The 21658-nt window shown below is 70.7% G+C and carries 24 protein-coding genes; 8 read left to right on the top strand and 16 right to left on the bottom strand.

What is annotated here, in order from left to right; genetic code table 11:
• Positions 1-39 precede the first annotated feature (39 nt).
• Positions 40-273: a PTS sugar transporter subunit IIB gene (locus ACTYVM_RS02730; RefSeq protein WP_445524340.1), complete on the bottom strand. Its 234-nt coding sequence runs from the start codon at positions 271-273 to the stop codon at positions 40-42.
• A 320-nt stretch (positions 274-593) separates the two neighbouring features.
• Between ACTYVM_RS02730 and ACTYVM_RS02725 the strand changes: the two genes are divergently transcribed.
• Positions 594-1898, top strand: a complete 1305-nt coding sequence (locus tag ACTYVM_RS02725; protein WP_445524339.1) for a PTS transporter subunit EIIC — start codon at positions 594-596, stop codon at positions 1896-1898.
• A gap of 94 nt (positions 1899-1992) precedes the next feature.
• Here the strand turns inward: ACTYVM_RS02725 and ACTYVM_RS02720 are convergent, their stop codons facing one another.
• Complete coding sequence (locus ACTYVM_RS02720) at positions 1993-2745, bottom strand: MBL fold metallo-hydrolase (protein ID WP_445524338.1); 753 nt, start codon at positions 2743-2745, stop codon at positions 1993-1995.
• A 220-nt stretch (positions 2746-2965) separates the two neighbouring features.
• Between ACTYVM_RS02720 and ACTYVM_RS02715 the strand changes: the two genes are divergently transcribed.
• Positions 2966-3415, top strand: a complete 450-nt coding sequence (locus ACTYVM_RS02715; RefSeq protein ID WP_445524337.1) for a type II toxin-antitoxin system PemK/MazF family toxin — start codon at positions 2966-2968, stop codon at positions 3413-3415.
• A gap of 73 nt (positions 3416-3488) precedes the next feature.
• Here the strand turns inward: ACTYVM_RS02715 and ACTYVM_RS02710 are convergent, their stop codons facing one another.
• From ACTYVM_RS02710 to clpS, 8 genes are all read right to left on the bottom strand, one after another.
• Positions 3489-3665: a hypothetical protein gene (locus tag ACTYVM_RS02710; RefSeq protein ID WP_445524336.1), complete on the bottom strand. Its 177-nt coding sequence runs from the start codon at positions 3663-3665 to the stop codon at positions 3489-3491.
• Between the two features lie 171 nt (positions 3666-3836).
• Positions 3837-4787, bottom strand: coding sequence for a PLP-dependent cysteine synthase family protein (locus ACTYVM_RS02705; protein WP_400034127.1), 951 nt, complete (start codon positions 4785-4787; stop codon positions 3837-3839).
• A 17-nt stretch (positions 4788-4804) separates the two neighbouring features.
• Complete coding sequence (locus ACTYVM_RS02700) at positions 4805-5083, bottom strand: MoaD/ThiS family protein (protein ID WP_445524335.1); 279 nt, start codon at positions 5081-5083, stop codon at positions 4805-4807.
• A 144-nt stretch (positions 5084-5227) separates the two neighbouring features.
• Entirely contained in the window at positions 5228-5323 is a 96-nt protein-coding gene (locus tag ACTYVM_RS02695; RefSeq protein ID WP_400034123.1) for a putative leader peptide, read from the bottom strand.
• A gap of 89 nt (positions 5324-5412) precedes the next feature.
• Positions 5413-5835, bottom strand: coding sequence for a M67 family metallopeptidase (locus tag ACTYVM_RS02690; RefSeq protein WP_445524334.1), 423 nt, complete (start codon positions 5833-5835; stop codon positions 5413-5415).
• A 143-nt stretch (positions 5836-5978) separates the two neighbouring features.
• On the bottom strand, positions 5979-7397 hold the full coding sequence (locus ACTYVM_RS02685; RefSeq protein ID WP_445524333.1) for an amino acid permease: 1419 nt from the start codon (positions 7395-7397) through the stop codon (positions 5979-5981).
• A 420-nt stretch (positions 7398-7817) separates the two neighbouring features.
• Complete coding sequence (locus ACTYVM_RS02680; RefSeq protein WP_445524332.1) at positions 7818-8420, bottom strand: DUF2017 domain-containing protein; 603 nt, start codon at positions 8418-8420, stop codon at positions 7818-7820.
• A 12-nt stretch (positions 8421-8432) separates the two neighbouring features.
• Positions 8433-8750: an ATP-dependent Clp protease adapter ClpS gene (gene clpS / locus ACTYVM_RS02675; protein WP_141360548.1), complete on the bottom strand. Its 318-nt coding sequence runs from the start codon at positions 8748-8750 to the stop codon at positions 8433-8435.
• Between the two features lie 157 nt (positions 8751-8907).
• Here clpS and ACTYVM_RS02670 point away from each other — a divergent pair, with 157 nt between their 5' ends.
• Both ACTYVM_RS02670 and ACTYVM_RS02665 read left to right on the top strand, forming a co-directional pair.
• A complete protein-coding gene (locus ACTYVM_RS02670; protein WP_445524331.1) occupies positions 8908-10254 on the top strand; it encodes a nicotinate phosphoribosyltransferase in 1347 nt (448 codons plus the stop codon).
• A 97-nt stretch (positions 10255-10351) separates the two neighbouring features.
• A complete protein-coding gene (locus ACTYVM_RS02665) occupies positions 10352-10939 on the top strand; it encodes a nicotinamidase (RefSeq protein WP_445524330.1) in 588 nt (195 codons plus the stop codon).
• A 34-nt stretch (positions 10940-10973) separates the two neighbouring features.
• Here the strand turns inward: ACTYVM_RS02665 and ACTYVM_RS02660 are convergent, their stop codons facing one another.
• The gene (locus ACTYVM_RS02660; RefSeq protein WP_445524329.1) at positions 10974-11312 is read right to left on the bottom strand and encodes a hypothetical protein; all 339 of its coding nucleotides are present in this window, start codon (positions 11310-11312) and stop codon (positions 10974-10976) included.
• Positions 11313-11433: 121 nt separating this feature from the next.
• A complete protein-coding gene (locus tag ACTYVM_RS02655) occupies positions 11434-13782 on the bottom strand; it encodes an immune inhibitor A domain-containing protein (RefSeq protein ID WP_445524328.1) in 2349 nt (782 codons plus the stop codon).
• A 482-nt stretch (positions 13783-14264) separates the two neighbouring features.
• Between ACTYVM_RS02655 and ACTYVM_RS02650 the strand changes: the two genes are divergently transcribed.
• Positions 14265-14585, top strand: a complete 321-nt coding sequence (locus ACTYVM_RS02650) for a hypothetical protein (RefSeq protein WP_445524327.1) — start codon at positions 14265-14267, stop codon at positions 14583-14585.
• A gap of 24 nt (positions 14586-14609) precedes the next feature.
• Here ACTYVM_RS02650 and ACTYVM_RS02645 read toward each other — a convergent pair whose 3' ends face one another.
• Together ACTYVM_RS02645 and ACTYVM_RS02640 are read right to left on the bottom strand one after the other, a co-directional pair.
• Complete coding sequence (locus ACTYVM_RS02645; RefSeq protein ID WP_445524326.1) at positions 14610-15341, bottom strand: RDD family protein; 732 nt, start codon at positions 15339-15341, stop codon at positions 14610-14612.
• A 131-nt stretch (positions 15342-15472) separates the two neighbouring features.
• Positions 15473-16960 (bottom strand): RDD family protein, encoded by a 1488-nt coding sequence (locus tag ACTYVM_RS02640; protein ID WP_445524325.1) that lies wholly within the window; start codon positions 16958-16960, stop codon positions 15473-15475.
• A 242-nt stretch (positions 16961-17202) separates the two neighbouring features.
• On the opposite strand from ACTYVM_RS02640, the gene ACTYVM_RS02635 reads away from it, so the two are divergent.
• On the top strand, positions 17203-17616 hold the full coding sequence (locus tag ACTYVM_RS02635) for an SsgA family sporulation/cell division regulator (RefSeq protein ID WP_445524324.1): 414 nt from the start codon (positions 17203-17205) through the stop codon (positions 17614-17616).
• Positions 17617-17626: 10 nt separating this feature from the next.
• On the opposite strand, the gene ACTYVM_RS02630 is transcribed toward ACTYVM_RS02635, so the two are convergent.
• Positions 17627-19033: an FAD-binding oxidoreductase gene (locus tag ACTYVM_RS02630; protein ID WP_445524323.1), complete on the bottom strand. Its 1407-nt coding sequence runs from the start codon at positions 19031-19033 to the stop codon at positions 17627-17629.
• A 238-nt stretch (positions 19034-19271) separates the two neighbouring features.
• Complete coding sequence (gene hppD, locus ACTYVM_RS02625; protein ID WP_445524322.1) at positions 19272-20420, bottom strand: 4-hydroxyphenylpyruvate dioxygenase; 1149 nt, start codon at positions 20418-20420, stop codon at positions 19272-19274.
• Positions 20421-20543: 123 nt separating this feature from the next.
• Here hppD and ACTYVM_RS02620 point away from each other — a divergent pair, with 123 nt between their 5' ends.
• A complete protein-coding gene (locus ACTYVM_RS02620) occupies positions 20544-21011 on the top strand; it encodes an Lrp/AsnC family transcriptional regulator (RefSeq protein ID WP_445524321.1) in 468 nt (155 codons plus the stop codon).
• Between the two features lie 60 nt (positions 21012-21071).
• Entirely contained in the window at positions 21072-21656 is a 585-nt protein-coding gene (locus ACTYVM_RS02615) for an ArsR/SmtB family transcription factor (RefSeq protein WP_445524320.1), read from the top strand.
• Positions 21657-21658: the final 2 nt, after the last annotated feature.

Genomic DNA, 21658 nt, shown 5'->3' with positions numbered 1-21658 from the left:
AAGAGCCCCTTGGGGGTGAACCGCGGCGGGTCGCGGGGTTCACATCATGTCTTCGATCTCCGCGGCGACGGGGTCGGCGTCGGTGCCGATGACGACCTGGATGGCGGTGCCCATCTTGACGACGCCGTGGGCGCCGGCGGCCTTGAGGGCGGCCTCGTCGACCAGGGAGGCGTCGTGCACTTCGGTGCGGAGCCGGGTGATGCAGCCCTCGATCTCATCGATGTTGTCGATGCCGCCGAGCCCGGCGACGATCTTCTCAGCCTTGGTGGCCATGTTCCCTCTCCCTGATCCGAACCGCTTTGTCGCAGTAACCCATAGTTGGACCGTTTTTGCGAGCGATCGCGCCATGGGTGCACAATGGGGCGCTCATGGCAGCGGAACCGTCCACCGACTGGTCTACACCAGCGTAGGGGCGGCAGCCAAAACGCGGCTCGACGCCCGGCACCCTGCCCCACATCACCGACTCCGAGCTCGAATTCACACGGTGCGTAGTGGTTCGGTCGCGGGAATCACGGGTTCCTTACGCCCCCTTCATCGTGTTACAACAGGTCTACACCACTGAGTGGTGTAGACCACCACCCGATGGAGGATGTATGAGCACCGCCACCGAGACGGCGGCCCCGGCGAAGAAATGGGGATCCGGCCTGTTCCAGGGCCTGCAGAAGGTCGGCCGCAGCCTGCAGCTCCCGATCGCCGTACTGCCGGCGGCCGGTATCCTGCTGCGTCTGGGACAGCCGGACGTGTTCGGCGCGGACGGACTCGGCTGGGACCAGGTCGCCAAGGTGTTCGCCGGCGCCGGTGGCGCGCTGCTGGATGCCTCGCTCGGTCTGCCGCTGCTGTTCTGCATCGGCGTCGCCATCGGCTTCGCCAAGAAGGCCGACGGCTCGACCGCGCTCGCCGCGGTGGTCGGGTTCCTCACCTATTACACGGTGATCCACCAGTTCCCGATCGAGGACGGTGTGCCGAAGGGCGCCGAGTTCGTCTCAACCGGTCTCGGTGGCGTGTGGAAGCACGGCTCCGAGATCACCGCGGCGTCCTACCAGAACCCGGGCGTGCTGGGCGGCATCATCCTCGGTCTGCTCTCCGCCGTGATCTGGCAGCGGTTCCACCGCACCAGGCTCGTCGACTGGCTGGGCTTCTTCAACGGCCGCCGCCTGGTCCCGATCATCATGGCTTTCGTCGGTACCGCGCTGGGCGTTCTGGTCGTGGTGGGCTGGCAGCCCATCGGTGACGTGATCACCGACCTCGGCAAGTGGATAACCGGGCTGGGCGCCGCGGGCGCGGGCCTGTTCGGTCTGGTCAACCGCGCGCTGATCCCGGTCGGCATGCACCAGTTCGTCAACACCGTCTCGTGGTTCCAGATCGGCGACTTCACCAACTCCGCCGGCCAGGTCGTCCACGGCGACCTGAACCGCTTCTTCGCGGGTGACCCGCACGCCGGCCAGTTCATGTCGGGCTTCTTCCCGATCATGATGTTCGGTCTGCCGGCCGCCGCCCTGGCCATCGCGCACTCGGCCCGGCCGGAGCGCCGCAAGGCCGTCCTGGGCATGATGGTGTCGCTGGCGCTGACCTCCTTCGTGACCGGTGTGACCGAGCCGATCGAGTTCACGTTCATGTTCATCGCCCCCGTGCTGTACGCGATCCACGCGGTGCTGACCGCCCTGTCCATGGCGATCACCTGGGCGCTCGGCGTGCACGCCGGCTTCACCTTCTCCGCCGGCTTCATCGACTACGCCCTCAACTGGAACCTGGCGACCAAGCCATGGCTGATCATCCCGATCGGCCTGGTGTTCGCGGCGATCTACTACACCGTGTTCCGCTTCGCCATCACCAAGTTCAACCTCCCCACCCCGGGCCGCGAGCCCGAGGAGGAGACCGAGGACCTCACCAAGGCGTGAGGCCGGTCACGGCGTGAGAGGGCCCCCGGAGTTCCATGACTCCGGGGGCCTTTTCGCGTCCTGCGCCTGCCGCCCTGGGGCTGCTGACCTGGGCCTAGATGTCGTACGACGCTCCGGGCGCCGCGAGCTCCACCGGACCGGCGTAGGCCGCGCGGGCGTGGGCGAGGTTGATCTGCGGGTCGGTCCACGGGGGGATGTGGGTGAGGACCAGGCGGCGGACTCCGGCACGCGCGGCGGCCTCGCCCGCCTCGCGGCCGTTGAGGTGCAGATCGGGGACGGTCTCCTTGCCGTCCGTGAAGGCGGCCTCGCACAGGAAGAGGTCGCTGCCTCGGGCGAGTTCCTCCAGCGCCGCGCTCACCCCGGTGTCCCCGGAGTACGTCAGCGCGCGCCCGCCGTGCTCGACGCGGATGGCGTAGGCCTCCACGGGGTGGGCCACCCGCTCGGTGTGCACGGTGAACGGGCCGACCTCGAAGGTGCCGGGCTTGACCGTGTGGAAGTCGAAGACCTCGCTCATCGAGGAGGCCGTGGGGGTGTCGGCGTAGGCGGTGGTCAGCCGGTGCTCGGTGCCCTCGGGCCCGTACACCGGGATGGGGTCGCACCGGCCTCCGTCGTAGCGGTAGTAGCGTGCGACGAAGTAGCCGAGCATGTCGATGCAGTGGTCGGCGTGCAGATGACTCAGGAAGATGGCGTCGAGGTCGTAGAGACCGCAGTGGCGCTGCAGCTCGCCCAGGGCGCCGTTGCCCAGGTCGAGGAGCAGCCGGAAGCCGTCGGCCTCGACGAGGTAGCTCGAGCAGGCCGATTCCGCGGACGGGAACGACCCCGAGCAGCCGACGACGGTGAGCTTCATGAAGCAGAAACCTCCGCTGGCGGGAAAACTTCAGAAGAGAGGAAGGTGACGGGGGTCGTGCGGTCCGTCGAGCCTAAGGCGGGATACGGCCGGTCGCTCCTCCGGCAAAGCCCGTTGTGGGCGAACTCACCTGTGGTGTCACCGGTTCGGCTGGACCTGGGGCGCATGGGGGGCGTTGAAGGGCGCGCACCGAGGATCGCACGCCGGTAACGTCATGGTTGTGGACACGTCCTGGTGGCTGGCGCTCGCGGCGGTGGTGTTGCTCGCGCTCGTCGCCACGCTCGTCGACGGCTGGGGACGGGGCCGCAGGCCGCCGAAGAGGTTGCGTCCCGGCCGCCCGGCCGGGCGGCGTGCCGCGGCGCGGCCGCAGCCCGCGGAGATCTGGTGGGCCAGTCTGCCCCACGGCGACGGGCCGGGGGCGAAGGACCGGCCCTGTCTGGTGCTGGCGGTGCACGGCAAGCGCGCCAAGGTCGCGGAGATCACCAGCAGATACCACGACGAGCGGTCCGGTGTGATCCCGCTGCCGCCGGGCTCGGTGGGGGACACGCAGGGGCGGACCAGCTTCCTGGAGACCGACGAGGTCCGGGAGGTGCCGGTGTGGGACTTCCGCCGCCGGGTGGGGGTCGTGGACCCGGCGCTCTGGGACCAGGTCCGGTACCTCGCGGGCTGAGCGGGACGGGCGCGGGCGGGCTGAGCGGGACGGGCGCGGCGTTGTCGTGTCCGTGTGCCGCGGCCCGTCGGGTTCATGACCCCGTCACCCGCACGGTGACCGTCCACCGCCGGATGCCCCGACAGGCGATCCGGCCCGGGCCGGCGGGGGTGCCGTCCTCGCCGTAGTCCGTGCCGTCGTGCGGCGCGGCGCGGCCGACGAGGAGCAGGGCCGCCGCCTCGGCGGTGGCGTGGAGCGTCGAACGGCGCATGGGGGCGGCCGCCTTTCTGCTGTGCCCGGGATGCCGTGCCCGGGATGCCGTGCCCTGTCCTTCTGCCGGTGTGGCGTTCCTCCAGCACATCAGGATCCCGTCCCCCACGCACGCGGGGCCCCGGCCGGATACGACGGCCGGGGCCCCGCGGTCGGGACTTTCGCACCGGGCCTACGCCCAGAGCTGGCCCTGGAGGGTCTCGATGGCCTCCTCGGTGGTGGCCGCGGTGTAGACGCCGGTGGAGAGGTACTTCCAGCCGCCGTCGGCGACGACGAACACGATGTCGGCGCTCTCGCCCGCCTTCAGCGCCTTCTTCCCGACGCCGATCGCCGCGTGCAGGGCGGCGCCGGTGGAGACGCCCGCGAAGATGCCCTCCTGCTGGAGGAGTTCGCGGGTGCGGGTGACCGCGTCGGCGGAGCCGACCGAGTAGCGGGTGGTGAGGACGGAGGCGTCGTAGAGCTCGGGGACGAAGCCCTCGTCGAGGTTGCGCAGCCCGTACACCAGGTCGTCGTAGCGCGGCTCGGCGGCGACGATCCTCACGTCCGGCTTGTGCTCGCGCAGGTAGCGGCCGACGCCCATGAGGGTGCCCGTGGTGCCGAGGCCCGCGACGAAGTGGGTGATCGAGGGCAGGTCGGCGAGGATCTCGGGGCCGGTGGTGGCGTAGTGGGCGCCGGCGTTGTCCGGGTTGCCGTACTGGTAGAGCATCACCCAGTCCGGGTGCTCGGCGGCCAGTTCCTTGGCCACCCGCACGGCGGTGTTGGAGCCGCCCGCGGCCGGGGAGGGGATGATCTCCGCTCCCCACATGCCGAGCAGGTCGCGGCGCTCCTGGGAGGTGTTCTCGGGCATCACGCACACCATGCGGTAGCCCTTGAGCTTGGCCGCCATGGCCAGCGAGATGCCGGTGTTGCCCGAGGTGGGTTCGAGGATCGTGCAGCCCGGGGTGAGCCGGCCGTCCTTCTCCGCCTGCTCGATCATGTGCAGGGCGGGACGGTCCTTGATCGAGCCGGTCGGGTTGCGGTCCTCCAGCTTCGCCCAGAGGCGGACGTCGGCCGACGGCGACAGCCGCGGCAGGCACACCAGCGGGGTGTTGCCCACCGCGGCCAGCGGGGAGTCGTAACGCATCGCTGGTCAGCGACCGATCAGCGCATCCCGCCGGCGACGGCCGGCAGGATCGTCACGTTGTCGCCGTCGGTGAGCTTGGTGGAGATGCCGTCCAGGAAGCGCACGTCCTCGTCGTTCAGGTAGACGTTGACGAAGCGGCGCAACTGCTCGCCCTCCACGATGCGGGCCTGGATGCCCGGGTGCCGGGCCTCGAGGTCGGCGAAGAGGTCGGCGAGGGTCTCCCCGTTGCCGTCCACGGCCTTCTGGCCGTCGGTGTACTGGCGGAGGATGGTGGGGATGCGGACCTCGATGGCCATGGTTGCGGGCTCCTGTCGGTAAGGATGTCGTCGGGGGTGGGTCCCCGGCTCGGACGCGGCCGGGCGCACGTTCGGGATGCCCCGGGCTTTCGGCACGGGGAAGGGAGCGCCGCGGCCCTCACGGCCGTGCGGCGGCGCGGAACGTCAACAGATGGCGCTCTTCAGCCTGCACAGGTCGACGTGCAGCCGCGCCACGAGCAGCATGCCCGGCGTCTTGTCGCTCACGTCGTGGAAAACCATGCGGTCATCGTATCGATTCCCGGTCCGGGACCCGGAGTGTGATCTCGGGACTCGGACACTTCGCATCCGCGTCACGAGACGTTCGGCGCTCAGTACGCCTCCACCACCTTGACTTCCTCCTCCGTGACCTCGCCCTCCACGATGCGGAACGAGCGGAACTGGAACTCGCCGAGCCCGTCGGTGTCGGCCGTGGAGACCAGGACGTAGTGCGCGCCGGGCTCGTTGGCGTAGCCGATGTCGGTGCGGGAGGGGTAGGCCTCGGTCGCGGTGTGCGAGTGGTAGACGATCACCGGCTCCTCGTCCCGGTCGTCCATCTCCCGGTAGAGCTTGAGCAGGTCCTGCGAGCCGAACTCGTAGAAGGTGGGCGAGCGGGCCGCGTTCACCATGGGGATGAACCGCTCGGGCCGGCCGGAGCCCACGGGTCCGGCCACGACGCCGCACGCCTCGTCCGGGTGGTCCTTGCGGGCGTGGGCGACGATCTGGTCGTGGAGGGCCTGGGTAAGGGTCAGCATGGCGGCCAGCATAGACATGTGGGCCGTTCCGTACCGGAGTTCGGTACGGAACGGCCCACATCGTGGACGTCCTGAGCGGCTGCGGAAGCGGGTGCTTGGGGGACCCGCTCCTGCCGAACGTCCGGCCAGTAAGCGCCTCGGGGTCAGCCGATCTTCTCGAGTTGTGGTTCGCGCCGGTCGGCGACCTGCGGGTTGCGGGTCTTGAGGACCGCCCAGCCGACGGCCAGGGCGGCGGCCCACCCGGCCATCACGTACAGGCAGACGCGGGAGTCGGCGTCGTACGCGATCAGTCCGGTGACGAAGAGCAGGAACGCGATGGCGACGTAGGAGCACTTGGCGCCGCCGGGGGCCGGGAAGGAGGAGGCGCGCAGCCGGCCCGCCTCGACGCCCCGGCGGTACAGGACGTGGCTGATCAGGATCATCAGCCAGGTCCAGATGCCGGCCGCGGTCGCGACGGAGGTGACGTAGCCGAAGGCCTTCTCCGGGACGACGTAGTTCAGCACCACGCCGATGCCCATGAAGGCGACGGAGACGGTGATGCCGAACGCGGGGGTCTTGGAGCTCGACAGGCGGCTGAAGCACCGGGGGGCCTCGCCGTTGTCCGCGAGGGTGCGCAGCATCCGGCCGGTGGAGTACATGCCGGAGTTGCAGGAGGACAGGGCCGCGGTGAGCACCACGAAGTTCACGATGCCCGCGCCGGCCGGGATGCCGATGACCGCGAACGCCTTCACGAAGGGGCTGACGCCCTCGCCGAACTCGGTCCACTTCACCACGCACAGGATGACGGTGAGGGCGCCGACGTAGAACAGGGCGATGCGCCAGGGCAGGGTGTTGATCGCCTTGGGGAGGGTCTTCTCCGGGTTCTGGGACTCGCCCGCGGTGACGCCGACCAGTTCGACGGCGAGGTAGGCGAACATCACGCCCTGGAGGGTCATCAGGGAGGAGCCGACGCCCCTGGGGAAGAAGCCGTCGAACTCCCAGAGGTTGCTGACGGCCGCGGTGTCGCCGGCGGCGCTGAAGCCGAAGGTGAGGACACCCAGGCCGATCACGATCATGCCGATCAGGGCGGTGACCTTGACCATCGAGAACCAGAACTCGATCTCGCCGAAGACCTTCACGGAGATCAGGTTGGCCACGAACAGGACCACCAGGAACACCAGGGCGGTCACCCACTGCGGGACGGCGGGGAACCAGTAGTGGACGTAGATCGCGGCGGCCGTCAGCTCCGCCATTCCGGTCACCACCCACATCAGCCAGTACGTCCAGCCGGTGAAGAAGCCGAAGAACGGGCCGAGGAACTCGCGGGAGTACTCCGCGAAGGAGCCCGAGACGGGACGGTAGAGCAGCAGCTCGCCGAGCGCCCGCATGATGAAGAAGATGATCAGGCCCGCGAGGGCGTACATGACGATGAGGCTGGGTCCGGCCTTGGCGATGTTCGCCCCCGCACCCAGGAAGAGGCCGACGCCGATGGCGCCGCCGATGGCGATCATCTGGACCTGGCGGCTGCCGAGCCCTCGCTCGTACCCCTCTTCGGGAGCTTCCGTGACCTGTGGGGAGGTCATGTGGTGTGCGCCTTTCTCCATGCCGACCCGGGCCCTCGGTCGGCCCCGGATCGGGTTTCGATCCCCCCGGATTGATGGAGTGCGGGCCCGGGTCTCCCCGGATCCGCTGTGCCTGGCCGGCTGTTGCCGGCTCGGTGGCGCACCCGGCCGGACGTGGGTGGTGTCCGCCGGGCGGTCGTGAAGATGTACCACGGCCGCATCGCTGATCGGCGAGGAGCTTTGTGATGCATGCCACAGGAAGAAGCGGACAAAGCGCGCAGAGCGCACTCATACCCGGCCGCCACGGAGACCCGATCGTTATCCGGATTTGAGCGTCCTCTGAGCGAACGCGAAATCCGGATATACCGGGTGGATCACGGCATGGGCCGGGTCCTGACCGGATGGATCACGGCACGGGCCTGCGGCAGGAGAGGCGCGGCGCTACGGCAGGAGAGTGGAGACGAGGGTCTCCTGGAGCCCGCCCAGCCACAGGTAGGCCATCACCATCGGCTTGCGCGGATCCTCGTCCGGCAGGCGGTAGAAGTCGTCCGTGTCGTCCTCGTCGGTGATCTCCAGCCGGGAGCCGATGGCGAGGCGCAGGTCGTTGAGCGCGCCGAGCCACCGCCGGGACTCGTCCGGCGTCAGCTCGAGCACCGCCGGGCCCTCTCCGCCGGGGGCGAGAGCGTTGAGCGAGTGGATCACCGCGAGGGCGTTCTCGCGCTTGCCGGCCCGCAGGTCGTTCTCGGTGTAGCGGCGGAACTCGGCGGAGTGGGCGCGCTGCTCGGCGGCCTCCCGCGGGGTGCCGGGCGTCTCGGGGTCGCGGTAGGCGTCCGGGAGGAGCCGCTTGAGGACGGGGTCGGAGGGCGGTTCGCTCGGGCCCTCGGCGAACAGCTCGGCGAGCGGGTCGGCGGGGGCGTCCTCGGCGGGACCCGGGCCGATCAGTTCGAGGAGCTGCACCGCCAGCGAGCGGATGATGGAGATCTCGACGTCGTCGAGCGCGACGGACGCGCCGCCGCCGGGGAGCGGTTCGAAGGTTCCGGGCATGGAGGGAGTTCGCTACTTCCGGTCCTGCTGCAGGGTGGCCCACAGACCATAGCCGTGCATGGCCTGCACGTCCCGTTCCATCTCCTCGCGGGTCCCGCTGGAGACGATCGCCCGGCCTTTGTGGTGGACGTCGAGCATGAGCTTGGTGGCCTTGTCCTTGGAGTAGCCGAAGTACGTCTGGAAGACGTACGTCACATAGCTCATGAGGTTGACGGGGTCGTTGTGGACGATCGTCACCCAGGGCACGTCGGGTTCGGGTACGGCGAAAACCTCCTCCGCCGACTCGGTCTTCTCGATCTCGATGGGTGCGGCTGCCGTCACACGCCCCATGCTGCCACCCCGAGGGGGTACTCGCATAAACCAAGGGTCAAATCGTCAGTCTGACGAAATGGGAGTACGATTCCTCGCCAGGCATCATCCGGGGACGGTCCCCGGAACCCCCGGCCACGCCCGGGGGCACCCGCACGACATGTCTAGGAGAGCTTCGGTGAGCGTTGCGGACCTTGGGCTGCCGGTGGACGTTCCCTCGACGGCTCTGTTCACCGATCACTACGAGCTGACGATGCTCCAGGCCGCGCTGAGGGCCGGGACGGTCGGACGGCGCAGCGTGTTCGAGGTGTTCACCCGGCGGCTGCCCGACGGGCGCCGCTACGGCGTCGTGGGCGGCACCGGACGGGTGCTGGACGCTGTGGAGAACTTCCGCTTCGACGCGGGCGTCCTCGGTTTCCTGCGCGAGCGCCGGGTGGTGGACGAGCCGACCCTTCAGTGGCTCGCCGACTACCGGTTCGGCGGGGACATCTGGGGCTACCCCGAGGGCGAGGTGTACTTCCCGGGCTCGCCGATCATGCGGGTGGAGGGGTCGTTCGGCGAGTGCGTGCTGCTGGAGACCGTGATCCTGTCGATCCTCAACCACGACTCGGCGATCGCGGCCGCCGCCTCCCGGATGGCCTCGGCCGCCGGCGACCGCCCGCTGATCGAGATGGGGGCCCGCCGCACCCACGAGCTGGCCGCGGTCGCCGCCGCCCGGGCCGCCTACGTCGGCGGCTTCACCTCCACCTCCGACCTGGCCGCCGGCTTCCGCTACAACATCCCGACGGTGGGCACCTCCGCCCACGCCTTCACGCTGCTGCACGACAGCGAGCGGGACGCCTTCCAGGCGCAGGTCGACTCGCTCGGCCGGGACACCACGCTGCTGGTGGACACCTACGACGTGGCCGAGGCGGTCCGTACCGCCGTCGAGATCGCCGGGCCCGAGCTGGGCTCGGTGCGCATCGACTCCGGCGACCTGCTGCTGGTCGCGCACCGGGTGCGCCAGCAGCTCGACGAGCTGGGCGCCCGGGACACGAGGATCATCGTCACCTCGGACCTGGACGAGTACGCCATCGCCTCGCTGGCGGCGGCGCCCGTGGACGCGTACGGCGTGGGCACCCAGCTGGTCACCGGCTCCGGCCACCCGACGGCGTCCATGGTCTACAAGCTGGTCGCGCGCGCCGGGACCGGTGACGCCGGGGCGCCGCTGGTACCGGTGGCGAAGAGGTCCACCGGCGGGAAGACCTCCGTCGGCGGCCGCAAGTGGGCGGCGCGCCGGCTGGACGCGTACGGGGTCGCGGAGGCCGAGGTGGTGGGCACCGGTCCGGTGCCGGACGACCTGGCCGGCCGGCAGCTCCTGGTGGAGCTGGTCAAGGGCGGCGAGGTGGTCGCCCGCGAGCCGCTGGACGCCGCCCGGGACCGGCACACGGCCGCCCGCGCCAACCTGCCGCTGTCGGCGACCCAGCTCTCTCGAGGGGAACCCGTCCTTCCGACGGAGTACGTCCACGGAGGGTCGGGTAGCTAAAGCGCGTGCCCCCGCTTCGGTACGCCCCCGAAAGTCCCCTCCCGTCCGGCCCCGCTCCCCCTCCGCCCACCGATCCGACAGCCGAAGGACACCGCCCATGCGCCGCGCCTTGATCGTCGTCGATGTGCAGAACGACTTCTGCGAGGGGGGCAGCCTCGCGGTGACCGGGGGCTCCGACGTCGCCGCCGCCATCACCGAGCTCGTCGGGCAGGCCCCCGCGGGTTACCGCCATGTGGTGGCGACCCGGGACCACCACATCGCGCCCGGTGGCCACTTCGCCGACAACCCCGACTTCGTCCGCTCCTGGCCCGCGCACTGCGTCGCGGGCACCGAGGGCGTGGGCTTCCACCCCAACTTCGCCCCCGCCGTCGCCTCCGGGGCCGTGGACGCGGTCTTCGACAAGGGCGCCTACTCCGCCGCCTACAGCGGCTTCGAGGGCACCGACGAGAACGGCGAGTCGCTGGCCGACTGGCTCAGGGCCCGGCAGATCGACGAGGTGGACGTGGTCGGGATCGCCACGGACCACTGCGTGCGCGCCACCGCCCTGGACGCCGTGAAGGAGGGCTTCCGCACCCAGGTGCTGCTGGACCTCACCGCCGGGGTGGCCCAGGCGACCACCGAACGGGCGCTGGAGGAGCTGCGCCAGGCGGGCGTGCACCTCACGGGCAAGCCGGTCGTCGCCTAGGGCCTGAGGGCCTGGCCAGGTCCGGGACGGTCTGTCACGACGCCTGCCGGTGGGTGGCCGGTCTGCGCAGCAGGGCTCTGATCGGGTGCCACAGCTCCGGGGCGCCGACGGTGTCGCCGGGTGACGTGCGCCATATCAGGCCGTCGGGGTGGTGCAGGACCGCGGTGACCTCGTCCGGGGTCGGCGGGGCCGCGTTGCCCCGCAGGTAGACGGCGCGCAGGCCCAGGTTGCGCAGCCGGGTCAGAGCCCGGGCGCGGTTGCGCGCGTGGACGAGCACGCGCACGCCGCCGGTGCCGTCGAGAGTGGGGCTGGGCAGGTTCAGCGCCACCACCACGGTGCCGTTCGGCAGCTTGCAGAAGCCTCCTGCGGCCATGCGGTCACTTCCCCGTTCCGGTCGGTGTCAATAAGCAGGTCACAGCACGCACCTAAACACGATCGGCGGCAACCCGCCAGAGGGTTGCCGCCGATGTGCGTTTGACCTGCGAGAACGTCGATTACTTCAGCGCGCCGCCGACTTCGATCTCGATCGTGGAGCCGTCCTTGGCCTCCTTGGTGATCTTGATCTTGGTGTTGGTGTCAGTGACCTTGACGCTGCCGGTCGGGTTCGCCGGGTCGTAGTAGGTGCTGGCGTGGTCGTTGAAGACCGACACCCCCTTCGACGACTTGATCTTGGTCTTCACGCCCGCCTTGTGCAGCGTGATGCCGTCCGTGCCGTACAGGCTGAACGGCGAGTCGTAGGTCTGGACGCGGTTGCGCATCAGCGTGCCGTCGGACCACCGCAGCGCGTCCGGGTGCGAGTCGACCGGGAGGATCCGGCCGGTGCCCGGGTGCTTGCTGGTGTTGTTGTCGGCCTCGGAGGTGTCCCACTTCCAGATCAGCAGGCCGTTCTGGTACGGGTAGTGCTCGACCCAGTCCGGACGGTCGGCGAAACCGAAGTTGTACGGGCCGGTCTCCAGCGTGGTGTCGTACGAGACGTACTGGCGGTTCTCGGCTATGTAGTACTGCTGGTAGTCCTTGGTGAAGGACGCGCCGATGCGGGAGAAGCCGCTCGCCGTCCACTCCGGGTCCGCGCTCTCGGCGTCGTCCGCGAAGACCACCGAGCCGTCCGCGGTCAGCGTGATCCGGTCGGCCGTGAAGCCCTTCAGCGCCACGCCGCCGTCGGTCTGGTAGCGGAAGCGGAGCAGGATCTTCTGGCCCGCGTAGGCGTCCAGGGAGTACGACAGCTGCGTCCAGTCGTCGACCGAGCCGGTCAGGGCCGGGTTGCCGCTGCCGTCGCGCGGGATCGGCCGTCCGTCCACCGTGCCGTCCAGGGCGGTGTAGTTGGCGCCGCCGTCGGTGGAGACCTCGGCGTAGAGGAAGTCGTAGTCGGCCTCGATGTCGTACCAGCCGTCAAGAGTGAGGGCGGCCGACGTCCTGCCGGTGAGGTCCACGGACCGGGTCAGGGTGTTCTTCAGGTTGTTGGCGCTGCCGCTCCACCACTGGGTGGCACCCTGGGCCGGAGTGACGATCGTGGTGGTGACCGCCTTGTCGGGCAGGGAGACCACCACGGCCTGCCGGTGCTTGGTGTTGTACTCGGACAGACCCAGCTTGTGCGCGGACGTCACGCCCGCCTTGGCGAGGTCGTAGTTGAGCCAGCCGAGCTGGAGCTTGTCCCAGGCGTTCATGTCGCCCGGCAGGTCGCCGATGGCTTCCTTGCCGCGGCCGAGCCAGGAACCGGAGGACATCAGCGTCCAGAAGCCGGTGGAGTTCTCGCCGCCCGCCGTGTCGTACTCGTCCGGCAGACCGAGGTCGTGGCCGTACTCGTGGGCGAAGACGCCGAGGCCGCCGTTCTCCGGCTGGATGGTGTAGTCGCCGACCCAGATGCCGGTGTCGCCGATCTGCGCGCCGCCGAGCTTGTTGTACTCGGGGCCGGTGGAGCCGGCGTCGGTGCCGAAGGCGTACCAGCGGTGGGCCCAGATCGCGTCGGTGCCCTGGGCGCCGCCGCCGGCGGACTCGTCCTCACCGGCGTGCACGATCTGGAAGTGGTCGATGTAGCCGTCCGGCTCGTCGAAGTTGCCGTCGCCGTTGTAGTCGTAGCGGTCCCACTGGTCGTACTCGGCCAGCTGCGCCTTGATCTGGGCGTCGGTCTTGCCGGCCGCCTTCTGCTGGTCGACCCAGGCGTTCACGCCGTCGCTGACGATGTTCCAGACGGTGGAGCAGGTGCTGGCACCGCACGCGTTGTTGCCGTAACGGGCCTCGTTCCACGGCACCTTGACCCAGTCGGAGACCGTGCCGTCGACCGAGTAGCGGCCCGAGGACTGGGTCTCGTAGTACTTCTTCATCGACTCGACGTTCTTGCCGGTGCCGAAGTACAGGTCCTGGTAGTGCTGCTGGTTGTAGTCCTTCTGCCAGTCCGTGGAGTTGTCGTTCTTGCGGTCCGGGGCGGCGATCTCGTTGTGCAGCGGGCCGGGGGTGCCGCCGTACTTCGGGTCCGCCTGGTCGCCGAACTCGACCAGGATGGTGAAGATCTTGTCGGTCTTCTCCCGGCCCAGCTCGACGTACTTGGTGTCGCCCTTCTTGCCCTTGAGCTCGACGACCTTGGAGCCCTTGTGGTCCTTCACCTTGGCCTTGCCGGCGATGACCTGGCTCAGGGCCTCCTGGCGCTGGGCCTTCTGCGTCTTGCTCAGCGGGCCGTCCAGGTCGTGCGCGTGCTGCTCCACCGGCTGCGGGTCGTGCCGGGCCACGGAAGCGGAGTCGGCCGTCGTCGCGGCCTCCGCCACGGCGAATGTCGAGAACGTGGCGGTGGCCGCCGCGAGCGCGACACCGATCGCGGTCGTTCTGAAAGCCCAGCGTCTACTGGTCACTTGTGGTCCTCCCCTGCCGCGTCCGGGCGCGCGGTGAGGGGGTCAGGAGCCCATGGACCATGGAGAGGTCCGCGCGCGCGATGAACGCGTGTAGTCAAGTGACGTCATTCGACTAGACGTTCGCAAGAAAAACCAGATCTTGACTTGAACCCGTCAACTGCACTAGGCGGAGCCCGTGTTCGCTTTGCGGACACGAAAGGGCCAGGGCCGAACGGCCGCCGAACGGCCCCTGAAGGCGCGTGCGCCCGTCCGCTCCGTGGACCGCATGACTCCGTGCGCCCCCTGTGCATCGGCACCACGGGTTAGGTCGTGCTTACCAACGGTTCCAGTCGGGCACACAGGCGAATAGAGTCGATTGGCGAACCGCCCGGACACGGGTGGAAAGCCAGGCCACGCCCGCGTCACACCTACAAATCCTGTCCGCACCCTCCCCCGCAGCGAGAGGCACGGGGGGAGACCCCCACCTCCGAGGACCGATTGCCATGCCTCGTCCCACTGCCGCACAGGTCGCCTACGGTTCCTGCACCGTGATCCTCTCGACGCTCGCCATGCTGCTGCTGTCCAGGACGAGTTCGGGCCTGGGGATCGTGGTCATCACCCTCGCGGCACTCGCGCTGGGGCTCCTGGTCGCCCTGACGGTGCCCATGCCGAAGGCCCGCCCGGCCGAGCCGTCCGGCGCCCGCACCGCCGAAGCCGGGCAGGTTCGGGCGCAGGCCCGGGTCCAGGCACGGATGCGGGCGCGGGCACACCGGGAGCCCGTCCCGGCCGGAGTCGAGCCGGTACGGGGGCCGACGGCTCCCTGACCTCCTCGCCGCCCCCGACCGGGGTCAACCGGTGCTGACCACCACGGTCTTGGCCGCCTTGTCGTGCAGGCCCTGCTTGTACGGGCGGTCGAAGAAGCTCCAGCCTCCGCTGATCGCCAGCCAGAGGCAGGCGCAGCAGAACCAGCACGGGACCCAGAGCACCGCCGCGCGGGCCAGCGCGGTCGGGACGGACGGGGTGGAGCCGTCGTCGAGGTTGGCCACCCGCATGCCCAGCCACTTCTTGCCCAGGGTCTGCCCGTAGCGGGAGATCATGAAGGTGTCGTAGGCCATGTAGAGCACCACACCGACCACCGACTGCGCCACGGACTTGCCCACCTGCACGTTCCCGGCGTTGACCGCGTACTCGTTGACCCGCAGGGCCCAGGTGACCAGGGTGACGACGATACCGACGAGGATCAGGTCGACGATCCGCGCGAGGGTGCGTTTGCCGCTGTCGGCGAGCGGGGGCATACCGGCGAGCGGGTCACGGCCGTAGGGGCCGCCGCCGTACCCGCCGTCCTGCGGGCCGCCGCCGGGGGGCGGCGGTTCTCCGGGCGGCGGGGGCTGCTCGCCCGGGGGCGGGGGCATGCCCGCTGACGGGTCGTCGGAGTACGGGGAGCCGCCGCCCTGCCCACCGCCCCACGCTCCGCCGCCAGTCCACGCACCGCCGCCCCACGGGCCGTCACCGTGGGATGGTCGCCGCCCTTCGGGGGAAGGGGGCTGCGGTCCGGAGCCGGGGGGCGGATCGGTGCTCATGCACCCAATGGATCGCGCCCCCGGCCGCCCCGCATCCGGTACGCGGCCGTACGGATGAGACCGGCGCGGGCAGCGGCGGCGCGGGTACGGAGCCGCCCGCTCCTCCGGCCCGGTCAGCCCGGTCAGCCCGGTCAGCCCGCCACGAACGTGTGCGCCGCCTTGTCGTGCCAGCACTGGCGCCACGGCCGGTCGAACAGGCACCACGCCATGCCCACGAGCCCGATGCCGAGGAGCCCGGGGACACCCCAGACGAGCCAGCGGCGCAGGGCCGAGCCGAACGACGGGGGCTCGTGGCCCTCGATGTCCCGCACCTCCAGACCGCACAGCCTCTTGCCCAGCGTGCGGCCCCACTTGGCGGTGGGCAGCACCTCGTAGACGACGCCGACGAGCAGCAGGACGGCGAGGACGACGGCGAGGTACGTCCCCGTGGTGCCGTCCAGGAGCCAGACCGTCACCGTGCGGCCGGAGAGCCTGGCCTCGTCGATCTTGCCGTTGACGTGGTCGATCGCCTTGGTGCCGAGCGGTACGGCGGCCACGGCGGTGACGCCCCCGAGTACCACCGAGTCGACGAGTCGGGCGGCCAGCCGCCTGCCGAGGCCGGCGGGCCGCGCCGCCGCCTGCCGCCGCACCAGCGCCTGGAACGGATCCTCCACCGGCGGCTTCCACGGCGCCACGGGCTGCTGCTCACCCGAGCCGGCGAGCTGGTGCACCTGCTGCGCCCAGGAGGACTGCCCGCCGCCGGCACCACTGGTCAGCGGTGTCGCTGCGGGGGCGCCGGGGGCTTGCGGTCCACCACGCTGAAGGGGCGGGGACGACGCGGAGGACGCCGGGGGCGCGGCCGGTGCGGAGGCGGCACCCGCCCTGGCTCCGGCCTGGCCCGGCGCCTGGGCCGCCGCCCGCGCGGCGGAGGCGTTTCCGGCCCCGAGACCGTGACCGTCGGCACCACCTGTCACGGGCCCACCGGCGGCGGAAGCCCCGGCAGGCCCGGTGCCGGGCGTGCCCTGGCCGGGCCGGCCCGGCGCGCCTGCCGCCGGGGGCCTGGGACGCACCGTACGGAAGGTCATCGTGCCCTCGTCGACGGGCGTGCCCGGTCCCGGAACCCCGGGGGCGGCGTCGCCCGGGGTCCCCGGGGTACCGCCCGCCGTGGGACGGCGGAAGACGAACGTGCCGTCCGAGGCGGCGCGGCCCGCGTCCCGGGCCGGCTCCGCGTCGGCCGGTGCGGGGTCCGCCGCATGGGCCACCCTCGGGTCGACCGGTGCCGGGGACCCCCAGGAGACGCGGCGGTCCTGCTCGCCGCCGAAGCCGGACTGCCGGTTGCGGTCGGCGCCCCAGGCCGACGCCGGCTCGGGGCGGCCGCCCTGCGGTGGAGCGGCGGGGCCCGGGTCGGTCACGGGGTCCTCGTCGAAGAAGTGCGGCCCCGTCTCCTCGACCGGCGGGACCAGCGTGGTGTGCACGCCGGGCGGCGGCGCGAGGGGCTCGCCGTCGGCCGGTGCCGGGCGGCTGGTGCCCGGCACCCAGGCGGCACCGTTCCAGTACCGCACGTAGCCGGGGATGGACGGGTCCGGGTAGTAGCCTTCGCGGGGCCTGTCGTCACCGGGTGCCGGGGTTGGGGCGCTCATGTCCGTCGTCCCGTATCTGCTCGGGGGTCTCTTGAGGGCCTCCACATCTATCAGACCGAGGCGGGCGACACCCCCGGTCCGGCCGGACCCACTCCTTTCCGGGCAACCTCGTACACGTACTTCACGATCAGGTGACATCCGGATCGAAAAATTTCGGGTGACCCGCGTAATGCCCGGCGCTCACCGTGCTCTTCCTTCACAGGGGTCCGTCCAGGGGCCCGTCGGAGAGAGGAGAGACAACCATGGGGCACACCGTGGTGGAGCGCGAGCTGGAGCTGAGACTGATCCTGTCGCCCGAGTACGGCATCCCCGTCCCGGCGCGGCTCGCCTACCGCACCGACGACCCGTACGCCGTGCACATCGTCTTCCACGTCGACTCCGAGCATCCCGTGCACTGGACGTTCGCCCGGGAACTGCTCGTGGAGGGGGTGTTCCGGCCGTGCGGGACCGGCGACGTGCGGGTGTGGCCCTCGAAGGCGTTGGGCCGCAGCACGGTCCTTCTGGCGCTGAGCGCGCCCGACGGCGAGGCCCTGCTGGAGGCGTCGGCCGCGCAGGTGTCGGCCTGGCTGGCGCGCACGCTGCGCCTGGTGCCGCCGGGCAGCGAGGGCGAGCAGCTCGGCATCGACGACGAGCTGGCCGGGCTGCTCGCCCCGTGAGTGCGGGGTGTCAGAACAGCTTGCCGGGGTTGAGGATGCCCAACGGGTCGAAGGCGTGTTTGACCGCCCGCTGCATCTCGACCCCGACCGGGCCGATCTCACGCGCCAGCCACTCCTTCTTCAGCACGCCCACGCCGTGCTCACCGGTGATGGTGCCGCCGAGTTCGAGGCCGAGGGCCATGATCTCCTCGAAGGACTCGCGAGCGCGCCGCGACTCGTCGGGGTCCTGCGCGTCGAAGCAGACGGTCGGGTGGGTGTTGCCGTCGCCCGCGTGCGCGCAGACCCCGATGGTGAGGCGGTACTTCTCGGCGATCCGTTCGACACCCTCGAGCATCTCGCCGAGCCGGGAGCGGGGCACGCACACGTCGTCGATCATCGTCGTGCCCTTGACGGCTTCCAGCGCGGTGAGCGACAGCCGCCGCGCCTGCAACAGCATCTCGGACTCAGCGGCGTCGTCGGCGGGGACGACCTGGGTGGCGCCGGCCGCCTCGCACAGCGCGCCGACCGCGGCGAGGTCGGCGGCCGGGTCCGGCGTGTCGAACGCGGCAAGGAGCAGCGCCTCGGTGGTCTCCGGCAGGCCCATGTGGGCGAGGTCGTTGACGGCCTTCACCGTCGTACGGTCCATGAGTTCGAGCAGGGAGGGCACGTGTCCTCCCGACATGATCCGGCACACGGCGTCGCAGGCGGCGGCCGCGGATGCGAACTCGGCTGCCAGCACGAGCTGTTGCGGCGGCTGCGGCCTGAGCGCCAGGGCCGCCCGCACGACGATGCCGAGCGAGCCCTCGGAACCCACGAACAGCCGGGTCAGGTCGTATCCGGCGACGCCCTTGGCGGTGCGGCGGCCGGTGGACATCAGCCGCCCGTCGGCCAGCACGACGTCCAGGCCGAGCACGTACTCGGCGGTGACCCCGTACTTCACGCAGCACAGGCCGCCGGAGGCGGTGCCGATGTTGCCGCCGATGGTGCACATCTCCCAACTGGAGGGATCCGGCGGGTAGTACAGGCCGTGCTCGTTCACCGCGCGGGAGAGCGCGGCGTTGACGACGCCCGGCTCGACGACCGCGACCCGGTCGACCGGGCTGATCTCCAGGATGCGGTCCATCTTGGTCAGGGACAGCACGATGCAGCCGTCGGAGGCGTTGGCCGCGCCGGACAGTCCGGTGCGGGCGCCCTGCGGCACGACCGGGACGCGCAGTGCGGTGGCGGTGCGCATGACGTGCTGGACCTGTTCCACGGTGCGCGGCAGGACGACGACGGCCGGGGCGCCGGACGGGCAGAAGCTCGCCATGTCGTGGGCGTAGGCGGCCGTGACGTCGGGATCGATGAGGACAGCCTCGGCCGGCAGGCCCGCCAGGAGCCGATCGGTGAGGTTGCCCAGGGACGCGTCGGGTGCGGCTTCAGTACGGCTCACGATCACAGCCTCGCACCCGGGGACCGTCGGTGGGAACCCGTCGGCCGCACCCCCCTGCGCCTGCCCCTCGGCGGGCGCCGCACCGGGACCGGGCGGGCCGGGAAGGCGCCCGGTGGGCGGCGCGACGGCGGCCCGCCCGCCGCGCGGGTGTCGCGGCGGGCGGGCGGGATGCCGCGAGCGGTGCCCCGGGCGTGGTACGTGGGCGGGCTCGCGGCGGGCTCGGCGTGCGGGCCCGGCGGCGGGCTCAGAGGTTTCCGCGGCGCTCCTGCTCGCGCTCGATCGCCTCGAACAGGGCCTTGAAGTTGCCCTTGCCGAAGCCCATCGAGCCGTGCCGTTCGATGAGCTCGAAGAAGACGGTCGGGCGGTCCTGGACCGGCTTGGTGAAGATCTGGAGCAGGTAGCCGTCCTCGTCGCGGTCGGCGAGGATCTTCAGCTCGCGCAGGGTCTCCACGGGCACGCGGGTGTCGCCGACCCACTGGCCGAGGGTGTCGTAGTAGGAGTCGGGGGTGTCCAGGAACTCGACACCGGCCGCGCGCATCGTGCGTACGGTCTGCACGATGTCGTTGGTGTTGAGCGCGATGTGCTGGACGCCGGCGCCGCCGTAGAACTCCAGGTACTCGTCGATCTGGGACTTCTTCTTGGCGACCGCGGGCTCGTTGATCGGGAACTTGACCTTGAGCGTGCCGTCGGCCACGACCTTCGACATCAGCGCGCTGTACTCAGTGGCGATGTCGTCGCCCACGAACTCCTTCATGTTCGTGAAGCCCATGACCTTGTTGTAGAACCCGACCCACTCGTTCATCCGGCCGAGTTCGACGTTGCCGACGCAGTGGTCGACGGCCTGGAAGACGCGCTGGGCGGGCGGCTCGACGATGGGCTTCGCGGCCACGTAGCCGGGCAGGTACGGGCCCTCGTAGCCGGACCGCTCGACCAGGGTGTGGCGGGTCTCGCCGTACGTGGCGATCGCGGCGAGGACGACGGTGCCGTGCTCGTCCTTCAGCTCGTACGGCTCGGTCACCGAGCGGGCGCCGTGCTCGATGGCGTAGGCGTACGCGGCGCGCGCGTCCGGGACCTCGATGGCGAGGTCGATGACGCCGTCGCCGTGCTCGGCCACGTGCTGGGCGAGGAAGGTGCCCCAGTCGGTGGCGGGCTTGATCACCGAGGTGAACACGAAGCGGGCGGAGCCGCTCTCCAGGACGTAGCTCGCGGTCTCGCGGCTGCCGTTCTCCGGTCCGGAGTAGGCGACCAGCTTCATGCCGAAGGCGGTGGAGTAGAAGTGCGCCGCCTGCTTGGCGTTGCCCACGGCGAAGACGACCGCGTCCATTCCCTTGACCGGGAAGGGGTCGGCCTGCCGGGCGGTCGCGTCGGGAGTGAGGTCTGTGGTCTGCGTCATAGCGGAAGCGTCACCCGGTCTCGCAAGGTGCGCAATAGTTCGCGTATTTGCTGGGCAATGTGCTCGGTGGAGGCGGCGAGTCTTCGGGCTTTCTGTACAGGATGACCATTGGGGAGACGGGACATGGCGATCGATCATCTGGACGGCCGCATCATCGTGCTGCTGGCGCGCGAGCCGCGCATCGGCGTGCTGGAGATGTCACGGCGGCTGGGGGTGGCGCGGGGGACGGTCCAGGCGCGTCTGGACCGCCTTCAGGCGCGCGGGGTGATCCGCGGCTTCGGTCCGGAGGTGGATCCGGCGGCGCTCGGGTATCCGGTCACGGCGTTCGCGACGCTCCAGATCCGGCAGGGGCAGGGTCCGGACGTACGGGCCCATCTGGCGAGCGTGCCGGAGGTGCTGGAACTGCACACCACCACCGGCACCGGCGACATGTTGTGCCGGCTGGTCGCCCGCTCCAACGCCGACCTCCAGCGCGTGATCGACCGGGTGGTGGGCTTCGAGGGCATCGACCGGGCGTCGACGGCGATCGTGATGGAGAACCCGGTACCGCTGCGGATCATCCCGCTGGTGGAGCAGGCGGCGGAGGAGTGAGAGGGGCCACTTCCAAAGAACCTGTTGCAAAGTCTTCTTTGCAACGCTATCTTTGTATGCATGGCCGAACCCCTGGACCCTCGGGTCCGCCCTCTTGATGCCCGCTCGCTGCGTGGTCTGGCGCACCCCCTGCGCATACGGCTGCTGACCGCGCTGCGGCGCGGCGGGCCGGCCACCGCGTCCCAACTGGCCGCGAAACTGGGTGAGTCCAGCGGCGCCACCAGTTACCACCTGCGTCAGCTCGCCGCGCACGGCTTCGTCGAGGACGCGCCCGAGCACGGCAAGGGGCGGGAGCGCTGGTGGCGGGCGGCCCACGTGGCCGAGAGTTTCGACGACACGTTGCTGAGGGACCCCGACCCCGAAGTACGCGGCGCCGCGGACCTGTTCCTGCACGAGGTCGCGAACCAGCGCACTCAGGAGCTGGCGACCTGGCTCGGCACGAGGAGCGACTGGTCCGAGGCATGGACCCGCGCCGCGGACATGAGTTCCTGGACGCTGCGCCTCACGCCCGAACTCGCCCTCGAACTGATCGAGAAGATGCACGAGCTCGTGGAGAGCTACCGCGCCGTGGCTCCCGCCGACGGCACCCCGGACACCGAGCAGGTGCGCGTCCACACGCACGTCTTCCCCATCCGCACGGACTGAGA

Source organism: Streptomyces cyslabdanicus (assembly GCF_052663305.1).
This window is presented reverse-complemented; position numbering and strand designations above follow the sequence as displayed.